The 9,499-nt window shown below is 62.1% G+C and carries 14 protein-coding genes; 11 read left to right on the forward strand and 3 right to left on the reverse strand.

What is annotated here, in order from left to right:
* Both MKK82_RS23720 and MKK82_RS23725 read left to right on the forward strand, forming a co-directional pair.
* On the forward strand, positions 1-511 hold a 511-nt coding region (locus tag MKK82_RS23720; protein WP_243987013.1), incomplete at its 5' end, for a response regulator transcription factor.
* 739 nt (positions 512-1,250) lie between these two features.
* Positions 1,251-1,682 carry a Crp/Fnr family transcriptional regulator gene (locus MKK82_RS23725; RefSeq protein WP_243987014.1) on the forward strand — a complete coding sequence of 144 codons (432 nt, stop codon included), beginning with the start codon at positions 1,251-1,253 and terminating at the stop codon, positions 1,680-1,682.
* A 21-nt stretch (positions 1,683-1,703) separates the two neighbouring features.
* Here the strand turns inward: MKK82_RS23725 and MKK82_RS23730 are convergent, their stop codons facing one another.
* The gene (locus MKK82_RS23730; protein WP_409566834.1) at positions 1,704-1,955 is read right to left on the reverse strand and encodes a DUF6894 family protein; all 252 of its coding nucleotides are present in this window, start codon (positions 1,953-1,955) and stop codon (positions 1,704-1,706) included.
* 251 nt (positions 1,956-2,206) lie between these two features.
* Between MKK82_RS23730 and MKK82_RS23735 the strand changes: the two genes are divergently transcribed.
* The 3 genes from MKK82_RS23735 to MKK82_RS23745 all read left to right on the forward strand — a co-directional run bounded on the left by MKK82_RS23735 (position 2,207) and on the right by MKK82_RS23745 (position 5,003).
* A complete protein-coding gene (locus MKK82_RS23735; protein WP_243987016.1) occupies positions 2,207-2,917 on the forward strand; it encodes a Crp/Fnr family transcriptional regulator in 711 nt (236 codons plus the stop codon).
* Positions 2,918-3,277: 360 nt separating this feature from the next.
* Complete coding sequence (locus tag MKK82_RS23740; RefSeq protein WP_243987017.1) at positions 3,278-3,508, forward strand: hypothetical protein; 231 nt, start codon at positions 3,278-3,280, stop codon at positions 3,506-3,508.
* Positions 3,509-3,926: 418 nt separating this feature from the next.
* On the forward strand, positions 3,927-5,003 hold the full coding sequence (locus MKK82_RS23745; protein WP_243987018.1) for a fatty acid desaturase: 1,077 nt from the start codon (positions 3,927-3,929) through the stop codon (positions 5,001-5,003).
* A gap of 52 nt (positions 5,004-5,055) precedes the next feature.
* On the opposite strand, the gene MKK82_RS23750 is transcribed toward MKK82_RS23745, so the two are convergent.
* The gene (locus tag MKK82_RS23750; protein ID WP_243987019.1) at positions 5,056-5,304 is read right to left on the reverse strand and encodes a hypothetical protein; all 249 of its coding nucleotides are present in this window, start codon (positions 5,302-5,304) and stop codon (positions 5,056-5,058) included.
* 196 nt (positions 5,305-5,500) lie between these two features.
* Here MKK82_RS23750 and MKK82_RS23755 point away from each other — a divergent pair, with 196 nt between their 5' ends.
* From MKK82_RS23755 to MKK82_RS23770, 4 genes are all read left to right on the forward strand, one after another.
* On the forward strand, positions 5,501-5,794 hold the full coding sequence (locus MKK82_RS23755) for a hypothetical protein (protein WP_243987021.1): 294 nt from the start codon (positions 5,501-5,503) through the stop codon (positions 5,792-5,794).
* The gene (locus tag MKK82_RS23760; protein WP_243987022.1) at positions 5,791-6,510 is read left to right on the forward strand and encodes a hypothetical protein; all 720 of its coding nucleotides are present in this window, start codon (positions 5,791-5,793) and stop codon (positions 6,508-6,510) included. Before MKK82_RS23755 ends, MKK82_RS23760 begins: the two co-directional genes overlap by 4 nt.
* Positions 6,511-6,514: 4 nt before the next feature.
* Positions 6,515-6,880 (forward strand): hypothetical protein, encoded by a 366-nt coding sequence (locus MKK82_RS23765; protein ID WP_243987023.1) that lies wholly within the window; start codon positions 6,515-6,517, stop codon positions 6,878-6,880.
* Between the two features lie 310 nt (positions 6,881-7,190).
* Positions 7,191-7,598 carry a heme utilization protein gene (locus MKK82_RS23770; RefSeq protein WP_243987024.1) on the forward strand — a complete coding sequence of 136 codons (408 nt, stop codon included), beginning with the start codon at positions 7,191-7,193 and terminating at the stop codon, positions 7,596-7,598.
* A 59-nt stretch (positions 7,599-7,657) separates the two neighbouring features.
* Here MKK82_RS23770 and MKK82_RS23775 read toward each other — a convergent pair whose 3' ends face one another.
* The gene (locus MKK82_RS23775; RefSeq protein WP_243987025.1) at positions 7,658-7,987 is read right to left on the reverse strand and encodes a hypothetical protein; all 330 of its coding nucleotides are present in this window, start codon (positions 7,985-7,987) and stop codon (positions 7,658-7,660) included.
* A gap of 166 nt (positions 7,988-8,153) precedes the next feature.
* Between MKK82_RS23775 and MKK82_RS23780 the strand changes: the two genes are divergently transcribed.
* Both MKK82_RS23780 and MKK82_RS23785 read left to right on the forward strand, forming a co-directional pair.
* On the forward strand, positions 8,154-8,609 hold the full coding sequence (locus tag MKK82_RS23780) for an anaerobic typically selenocysteine-containing protein (RefSeq protein ID WP_313902114.1): 456 nt from the start codon (positions 8,154-8,156) through the stop codon (positions 8,607-8,609).
* A 551-nt stretch (positions 8,610-9,160) separates the two neighbouring features.
* Positions 9,161-9,394: a hypothetical protein gene (locus tag MKK82_RS23785; protein ID WP_243987026.1), complete on the forward strand. Its 234-nt coding sequence runs from the start codon at positions 9,161-9,163 to the stop codon at positions 9,392-9,394.
* The last annotated feature ends 105 nt before the right edge of the window (positions 9,395-9,499 follow it).

Consider the following 9,499-nt stretch of genomic DNA (forward strand, 5'->3'; position numbering starts at 1 on the left):
AGTCGCGATCGCCGACGCCCATTGGTTTCGGCACATGGCAACGCGGGCCCTACGGGACGGCAAGCCCAAGGCGCAGATGCGAGCGGAGAGAGCCCGGACATCGGCGCGCATCATCCTGACGCGGGCCAAAGAGGATGCCGCCACGATGGACGGCTGTGACCTCGCGCACGCCGTCCGTGCGCGTTGGCCGGAGACGCGGATCATCGTCTGCTCCGGCTGCGACCCCTTGGAGGCGTCGCTCCTACCTGGCGCCGCCCACTTCATCGCTAAACCGTGCGCCGAGCGACTGGTGCGCAAGGCCTTGCAGGTGCTGCGGCTACACCGAGCCGCGCGAGGTTGGGCAAGCCGTGATAATATGGCCGCCCGGCTGTTCCTGACCCTGAAACAGGGCGTGGCATCGCTTCTCTGGTACGGATTGCTGCGGCATGGCTCTCGTCAGGCTGACCAAGCCCAAGGCTCAGACCTGCAAGGCGAAGATCGAAGGTATGTGGCGTCCCGTCAGCCTCGATGAGGCGGTGGACCGATATCATTTGACCGTGAAGCTGCCCAGCTTGCCTTGGGCGTATATCGATCAACGGCTCCTACAGCGGCCCCGGCTTCGGCAGGTCGATGACGCATCGGAAGGCACACAGCGGTTGGCCTCTCAAGTCTGAGACCTACTCCGGCATGACCTCGCGGCAGCCGCAGGCGCTTGCCTGAGACGGCTCTCAACACACGGCCCAATCTGCTCACAGGCTGGCCGGGCGAGCCGTGATGATATGGCCGCCTGGCAAGCCGCTGCAGGATCGCGCCAGTTCCTGCTTGCCTTGCACGTTAAGCCGTGAACGAACCATCGTCAGCCATGGCGATTGCTTTGGTAAGATAAGCCCGTGTCGCACGGATCTTCCGACGCTGTCAGTCTCCGCGGCGAACACGGTACAGGCGTCTCCCCCTCGGGCTAATCCCATGTCCAACGCGCTAATCCGCAAGCTCGACCACGCCGGCGGCCTCACGGACGCGGACCGGACCATCCTACTGCGCGCCTGCGCCAGCCCGCGGCCTGTGGCGGCTGGCCAGGACCTCACCTGCGACGGCGACCGACCCGAGAACGTCCACCTCATCCTGCGGGGCTTCGCCTACCGCTACAAGATGCTGCCTGGCGGCAAGCGCCAGATCACCGCCGTATTCGTCCCGGGGGATTTCTGCGACTTGCACGTGGCCATCCTCCACCGGATGGACCACTCCATCGCCACCTTGCTCCCTGCGAGGTCGTGTACCTATCGCGCGCGACCGTCGCCGACCTCACGGCTGACCACCCGCGCATCGCCCGGGCCCTGTGGTGGGCGACGCTGGTCGATGAGGCGATCCTGCGCGCCTGGCTGGTCAACATGGGCCAACGCGAAGCCTCCAGGCAGATTGTGCACCTCTTCTGCGAGTTGCACGCCCGCCTCGACGCGGTCGGACTGGCGACGCGCGACGACGGAGGTGCCGTCTACGATCTACCACTGCGGCAGACGGACCTGGCGGACCTGCTTGGGATGACGCCGGTGCACGTCAATCGCATGCTGCAGGAGCTGCGCGAGGGCGGGCTGATCGTGCTCAAGCGCCGGCGGTTGCAGATCCCCGACCTCGCCCGGCTGCGAGCCTTTTGCGGCTTCGATCCAGCTTACCTGCACTTGGAGAATGAGCCTGATCGTCGCTGACCAACCCACGCATCGTAGCCTTCAGGCAGCGGGCGGCGCGGTCCACCATTCCCCAGTCAGCGTGAGCGCTACGCTGTAGAGCGTACCGCCGTCCTCGGATCGCACCCGGGCGCTGAGCGCGCGTTGATCGGCCGGGCCTGGATCACCCTGAGTCATCTCACATAGGGCACGGACCGCCAGGTCGCGCGCCGCCCTAACGTTGGCCAACTCGTAGCCGTCCTTGTCCGTGACGGTCATCCGCCCATCGTCTGTGTCGATGAAAAAACGTGGCACGGGCCTCTACCTCGCTCAGATAGAACAACAAAATTGCACTCTGCCAGCCAGACCCAGTCGCCAAATGTTCGAGTTCGATAATATAACGGTCTGCAGATAAAACAAAATACTTTTTTAATATTTAGTGCGTTTTCGTACGGTCCTTCCGTTTCGACGTTTCATCCCCATCTGCGGGTTATCGTCCGCCGACATTCTCGGGCGCGGATGGCTGAGAGACCTCAGGTGCTCTTGCCCTCGACGGGAGCAGCACCGTGCCGCAGCCTCAGCCATCCAACGTACGCAATCGCCTGCTCGGAGCGCTCGGCTCCGACGACTTCGCTCGGCTCGCCCCCGCGCTGGAGCGCGTGCCGCTGACGCTCGGCGATATTCTGATCGGGCCGCATCGACGGATCGCCTACGCTTACTTCGTCGAGGAGGGGATCGTGTCGGTGGTGGCTGACACAGCTGAGGGCCGGATCGAGATCGGCATCACGGGCTTCGAGGGGCTGGTTGGCACACCCCTGGTGCTCTCCACCGACCGCACCCCGCACATGGCGATCGTCCAGGTCGAGGGCGCAGCTCTGCGCCTTCCCGCCGACGCTCTCCGCGCGGCACTCGCGGACAGTCCGACGTTGCGCGGCGTTCTCAGTCGTTACGTGCAGAGTCTCATCGTACAGGTCGGCCAGACGGTGCACGCGGGTAGGGACCTGACCGTGGAGGGTCGGTTGGCGCACTGGATCCTGATGACCCACGACCGCCTCGGGCGGGACGAGCTGCCGTTAACGCACGAGTTCCTGTCGGTGATGCTGGGTGTGCGCCGGTCGGGTGTGACGGCGGCCACACATATGCTGGAGGGCAACGGAACGATCGCGGCCCAGCGCGGGCGCATCACGGTCCGCGACCGGGAGAAGCTGGAGGAGATGGCCGGCGATACCTACGGGGTAGCCGAGGCTGAGTACGAGCGTCTGTTGACCGAGAAATAGGGTGATGCGCAGACGTATCGAAAACTCTTTACTTCGATGCGTAGTTTTCTAACAAAAGTAGTATTCCGTGCAGCGGAATAGCACGATGGTGGGCTGTCAGGCTGGGAGTGTGCAGTTTGATCCCGCCCATCGGTTAGCCCCGCAACCTGCCGGTGAATTGTCTACCCGACATCGTCGTCTACACCCTGTGCAGACCAATGTTCGGCGGTGGTCCACGGTCACGGAGGTCGCCAACATGGTAGAGGGCCACGGGGTCGGTCATAAAGTTTCCGATTTAGATATCCGCCGGTTTGTTGGCACGATCCTGCTGATCGAGTGCATCGTCGCCGGGGTGGGTTGGATGTTCTCTTGAGCGGGTCGATGCAACCGGACACCTTCGAGGCCGTCTGGGATCTCCTCGTCGCGATCGTGACAGACGAAGCTCGAGCGGATGATGCAGCGTTGTTTGCCGTCGACGCCGAGGCGATAGGGGATGTGGCCGGCGCACATAGTCTGCGCAGGGTAACGCGGGCCTGGCGGGTCGCCGCGATGGAGAAGCGTGGCCAACTCGGCGCGTTGCTAGCCCCACGCAGCGGCGCGATCGATGGGTGATCGCGGAGCTATCGGCCGCAGCTTGTCGAACCAAGGGGGATACACCTATTGACGGACTCCGACGGGCCCCACTCGCGGTGGCGACATGCATCTCTGAACGGATTGCGCCGTCGTGCAAACCTCCTTCGATGGGCGCTGATCCTAACCGGGGCGTTCGGCCCCACGTCGGCGTGTTGGGCGGTAGGACTTTCGATTGAGCCGGCGGAGACAGCGCTGCGCACATCGTGCGCGGCCGACTATCGCCGTCTCTGCCCCAAGGCCGGCGGTCAGGCGTCCGCGGTCGAAGCCTGCTTCCGCCGGAAGCTCGGCCAGGTCTCGCCTGGATGTCAAGACGCCGCAGCCGAGTTCGGCGAGCAAGCCAAGGCTAAGCGGGCCACCCGTCGCTGACATAGGGCGGTTCGGAGATGCGAGGGGTACGATGCCGAAGCCTGTAGTCACCGAGCACGGCGAAGCCCTCCCGGCGCACGTCGCTCGCTGCCCGGAAGCCGAGGCCGCCTCTTGCAATCGCGACATCGCCCGTCACTGCGCCGCCTACCGCGAGCCGATCGTCCGCAGCGCACTGTTCCAGCTCGCTAATACCGGGCTGCCCTACCTCACTCTATGCGCCGCCATGATCGTCAGCGCTGCGACCGGCTACGGGTGGGTCGTCCTGCCTCTGAGCGTTCTGGCAGGCGGCCTACTCGTGCGCCTGTTCATCATCCAACACGATTGTGGGCACGGCTCGTTCCTGCCCAGCCGCGCCCTCAACGACGGTGTCGGTCGCGTCCTCAGCCTGCTGACGCTGACCCCCTACGATAGCTGGAAGCGGGCCCACGCCCTTCACCACGCCTCGGCGGGCGACCTCAGCCGGCGCGGTATCGGAGATATCACGACCCTGACAGTACGCGAGTACCTTGCGCTGCCGCGGCAGGGGCGGCTGCGCTACAGGCTGTACCGCAATCCGTTTCTGCTTATCGGGCTAGGCTCGCCGCTCAATTTCCTCCTGCTGCAGCGCATGCCCTTCGGAGTTGGGCTGCCCTGGCGTACCGCCTGGCGCGACGTGCTCGGGCTCGACTTGGCACTGGTGGCAGTAGTCTCAGCGCTCGCCCTTGCAGGAGGGCTCGGGCCCGTCTTGGCAGCCCTGCTGCCGACCGTGTGCGTGGCGGCCTGGATCGGGGGCTGGCTGTTCTACGTTCAGCACCAGTACGAGGATACGGTTTGGGAGGACGCCGACAATTGGGACCATCACGGCGCGGCCCTGGGCGGTAGCTCGTACTACGTCCTACCGGCCGTGTTGCAGTGGTTCACCGGCAATGTCAGGCTGCATCACGTCCACCACCTCAACAGTCGTATCCCGAACTATCGTCTCCAGGCCTGCCTTGATGGGCACGCGACTCTCGGGACGATCAGCCGCCTGACCCTGCGCGAGAGCGTGCGCTGCCTCAGACTCGCGCTTTGGGACGAGGATGCGCGCCGGCTCGTCGAATTTCCGCGGGCCGGCGGCGGTCTGGTGTGATCTCTGAATTACTGGTTAGGCTTGCGGTCAGGGTCGGTCTACTTCGCCGGGCTCAAGCATCCCTCAGGCGCTTGATATTGAAGGCGACGTGCTCGCGGTAGCGGGAGATGACGGTTTCAGGCGAGCCACCGAACATCAGCGTCGTCATGGCTTCGCCCGCCGCATGCACCTTCTCGGTCACCATCGACTGCATCTCGGCCCGGCCCTCGCGGCCACCCCAGGCGAGACGAACCAGCCGTAGCTCGATTACACGCTGAGCTTCGATCGCGAGCATGAACGAAGAGAAAAACGGGTTGTACATTAGACCTCCGCGCCGACCGGATGCGGCACGAACTTAACAGGATCCGGGGCTATAAAGATCCCCGTATAAACATTTGTTGGATTTTTGATGTCGATGGATTTCTCTCAATCATCCTTGAGGTCGCAGGCTAGAACTTTATGTCATCGCGTATGTTTCTCCTTGGACTCGCGCTAGCGCGGGCAAGCGAGGTTTATGAGTGTCAGAGCACACCTCAGGACAGGATAGCCGCCAGGGTAAGCGCGGCAGACCGGCCCTTTACGTCCTGATTATCAGTGTCGGCTTGATGCTGACATCTGCGGTCGGACTGATGATTTGGCAGGGCGCAAATTCACCGCCCGACTATGCCAGCCAAAGCCAAGCGGCATCACGCAAGCAGATCACCGGCTCCGATACCGGCAAGTCAGATACTCCGTCATCAGCTAACAGCACGGGCGTGCCGGAAGGCAATCCGGCGTATCCGCAGCCCGCCGTACGCAGCGTGAACCCATGACCGCAGCTGAGATGGCGATCGATGATCCAATCGAGGCGGCAGTGCTGGAACGAGCGCGGCAGAACTTCCTCGACAACGGTCCGAGCGACCGGATGTGGGCAGATCCCTCCCCTATGAAGGGATCCACGATGAGCGCTGGTTTCGCGCTTAGCGCGGACCAGCGCGCCGCGTTTATCGCTACGGCGCGGACCGAGATCGCATCCGAGGGTGGTATAGCTGACCGGCCGGAGCGGCCCCTTCTTCCGAGAGAAGGTCCGACCGCGAGCCTCGGCATTCTTGCGCTGTATGAGAGCCGCGGCAAGGCACAGGCGGCGATGGCCACGCTGATCGCGGCCAACATCCCCGAGCGGGTGATCCAGCTTGTGGCTGCCTGGTCCGATCCGGATACGGGAGGCGCAGAGGCGAGAGCATCGTTTCCCAACGACCCCGGCCTCGACGACAAACTTGAGACGATCGGCGTACCTCCCGAAGCGCTAGACACCTGCTGCGCGCGGCTAAGGCAAGGTGGGGTGATGCTGCACCTGTTTGTCACAGATGCCCAACGGGACTGCGTGATGGACATCCTGAAAGATCACGGCTCTGTCGGCCCAACGCTGCGCCTCGCGACGTGGCACGCGGAGGGCTGGGGTGGAACGTCGCCAGTCTCGACAGAAGGCTGGGGTGGTTATTCCGCCACTTCAACCGGCGCCACGGACATCACGACGAGACGGGAATAAGCCAATGGCCCTGTTTGCTTCCGTCAGGTCCGAAAAGACCGACCTCGACGCTGTGCGACGGTACGCGGTGAGCGTCATCGCGCGAGCCGATGGCGAGGCCCTGCAGATGAAGGCGGTCACCCTGGCGCTACTGGGCGGGATCATGTGGCGCAGCGCGCCGGGATCGACCGAGATGATCCAGGACGAGGCGGGCGCCAAGGCCATCCTGTCGACCACCCTCGGTGGCCGCCATCTGACGTTCTCCTACGACCAGAATACCGAGTCGATCGAGATGCGCGAAGGAACGACGGACGGCCCCGTCCTGCATCGCTTTTGCAACCGAACCCTGGCAGAGGACTTTGAAGGAACCTTCAGCGTTCTATTGGGCTGAGGGCGACCGATCCAGTCAGGTTCATCAGAACCAGCTGGGTCATCGTTATCGCGGTCCGCATGGGGCGGCCGTTAGGTTCCTACCGATCTTGTAACTTGCCGCCGAGGTGACTGGAGACGCGGCGTTGGACTTAGATTGAGCTAAGCCTCGTATGCTTGATCTCGGAGTTTCCCGGCTCGCACCAGATCAGGCTGCTACGGGATCTGATCCAAGAAGCGTTGAATGTCGCGAGATCGAGAAACGGTTTGAGCGATGCCACTGTCTACATAGCGCGAAGTCGGTCTCGACGGCGCGACCGTCGGAGCAGACTATGAACCGTGTCGCTGCCTTGATCACTGCTGCTGGACTCATGGTGGCTGCCGTTTATCCGACCGGTGCCGCAACGCGGAGGGTGCGCGTTCCGAACCAGTATGACGGCTCATGGACCATCGTCGCCACGACAGCTCAGGGGCCCTGCTCGACCAGCACGAGCTATCACGTACAGATCAAGGACAGCGACGCCTCAATCCCCGGGCAGGAGGTCGACATCGACGGCGGCGTTTCTCCGAGCGGCACCGTGCAAGCGACGATCATCAGCGGTTCGAACAAGGTCCCGATTTCCGGCAGCCTTGATCCCAAGGGCAGCGGCAACGGGACTTGGCGCACGTCGGGCGGTCTGGTCGAATGCAGCGGTAGCTGGAGGGCACGGCGAGTAGGTAAAGCAGAGCGCGCGGTCTGACGCCGGATCCCCGACGACAGGCGGCCATCGATGCCGTCGGCATGCGATGCTGCGCGACGTTAGGTTGTGAAAAGGAGCACGAGCGCCCCCAGACCTCCAAGTGCGGCCGTACTGATGCCGCCGACGCAGGCAAGGTCCCAGCCGGCAAAATCCTCTGTGACGGGCGCATACTTGAAGGTGCAGAGGAATATGGCCGCCCCGATCACGATCAGCGCGAGGGCAGCCGACATGAGTATCGTCATCTGTTGAACCCCTCGCCGCGGCGAGCTGCACCAACTAGCGCGCAGCTGAAACGCGACCAACATGTAAGAATACGATATCTGAATGAGACGCACGATTTGCAAGGTTTCTTGATTTTCAATCTGATAACAATTCATCATATCGATCATCTGATGAACGATACTGCAATAAAAATATAGACATCTAGAACTATATCACTGTGACGTACTCCGAACAAGAGCGCGCGACTACATGTCTTGGAACATCATACGGAACAATGATCTTTATTGAAGCAGGTCACGGCCCTTCGCCGAGCCTGAACTTAGGAAGCACATCATGATGCAGCACACTTTCGCTGGAGCAGCGTCCCTGTCTGTCCTCCTCTTGGTCGGCTCGACCTACGCTGAGAGTAAGTCGCTGGAGGCGCCGGCCAGCGATGCTATGCCTCCGGTAGAGTTGATCATCAGCATGAAGGACGGGAAGCCAGTGTGTGACCCCGCGGAGATCCTTCTGCCCGCCAACACCAACGTGGCCCTGCATATTGTCAGCAGCGCCGATGCACCCATCACGATCACGGCGCCCGGTCAGTTCGAGAATGGACTGGTTCTGCACGCCGACGGCGACTTGATCCATGCTGCGAGCGAGAAGGGCTACACGATCAAGCAGAAGGGCCAAGGGACCCTGCGCCTCCGGACGATGAAGCCGGGGCAGGAAGAATATGCCTGTACCAGCAATCGGAACGCGAATGATCCGTTCAAGGGCAAACTGACGTTAACTCAGCCCGCGGGCTGATCGCCATCTAACAGCTGATCTGCTGTGCCTTCCCCCTCGTCGATCTCGAGTGCAGCTTGACGAGGGGGCTTAACATCAGCGTCGAGCCTCTACGGCAATGCGCCAACTGTCTCTTTGGCTTTTAAGATTGTGTCCCGACATCCCTCAGCATCGCCCGCCTTCTCCTGAGCCGCTGCCTTTTCCACCAAACTACGCGCCTCTTCGACCCCCCCAGCAGTTGAACGGGTTGCGGCTCCACTCGGCATGGATGTTGGAGGCTTATCCAGGGCCTTGTTGGTCCCGAGCGGCGTTGCGCCGACCTGGCTTTCACCTGCAACCGTGCGTGCGCCAGAGCTATTTAGGCGCTTCTGCAAAGTCGAGATCTCTTCCGAGCATGACGAAGCGGAAGCTGAACTGCTTGTAAGAAGCAAAACTCCCATCGGCAAGATTAAATAAGGTTTCATCAAAGACCCTCTATGTGTCCTTGAATTCAGCAGTTGTCGCTTCCGGGCTTCACGGGCTGGCCTTCTGGTGCCTTCTTCGAACCATCGTCCTTCGTGGACACTCCAACGTTGTTCATCGCCCCAACCGTGCCGGGCGACTCACCCTTTGCACCCGGCGACACCTTGCCGGTTGTGCTGCCATCGACGTTTGAGCTGGTATCCTTGGATGATCCTGACATGTTCGTAGTCGTTCCAACATTGCATGGAGCGGCGAACGAGACGCTCGTCGTTACTGCGATTATCGCAGTAGCGGCGACGATATTTAAGATTTTGGACATGCTTCCTCCAGGGGTTCAGTTTTGAGGGAAGCGCACCTACTCGTCGATGTTCCTGCCAATGCCATGTGACAACTGCTCACACGGCAAAATGTTAGTTTTTCCGTTCCCTGAACCGGATCCCGGTACCGCC

The organism is Methylobacterium sp. E-046 (genome assembly GCF_022829625.1).
GTDB classification, from domain to species: Bacteria; Pseudomonadota; Alphaproteobacteria; order Rhizobiales; family Beijerinckiaceae; genus Methylobacterium; species Methylobacterium longum.

What these genes read in the sequence shown, in the direction of transcription:
- MKK82_RS23740 (WP_243987017.1), top strand. Translation starts at nt 3,278, where the DNA reads ATGCAACCGGACACCTTCGAGGCCGTCTGGGATCTCCTCGTCGCGATC.
- MKK82_RS23750 (WP_243987019.1), bottom strand. Translation starts at nt 5,304, where the DNA reads ATGTACAACCCGTTTTTCTCTTCGTTCATGCTCGCGATCGAAGCTCAG.
- MKK82_RS23760 (WP_243987022.1), top strand. Translation starts at nt 5,791, where the DNA reads ATGACCGCAGCTGAGATGGCGATCGATGATCCAATCGAGGCGGCAGTG.
- MKK82_RS23745 (WP_243987018.1), top strand. Translation starts at nt 3,927, where the DNA reads ATGCCGAAGCCTGTAGTCACCGAGCACGGCGAAGCCCTCCCGGCGCAC.
- MKK82_RS23770 (WP_243987024.1), top strand. Translation starts at nt 7,191, where the DNA reads ATGAACCGTGTCGCTGCCTTGATCACTGCTGCTGGACTCATGGTGGCT.
- MKK82_RS23775 (WP_243987025.1), bottom strand. Translation starts at nt 7,987, where the DNA reads ATGATCGATATGATGAATTGTTATCAGATTGAAAATCAAGAAACCTTG.
- MKK82_RS23765 (WP_243987023.1), top strand. Translation starts at nt 6,515, where the DNA reads ATGGCCCTGTTTGCTTCCGTCAGGTCCGAAAAGACCGACCTCGACGCT.
- MKK82_RS23780 (WP_313902114.1), top strand. Translation starts at nt 8,154, where the DNA reads ATGATGCAGCACACTTTCGCTGGAGCAGCGTCCCTGTCTGTCCTCCTC.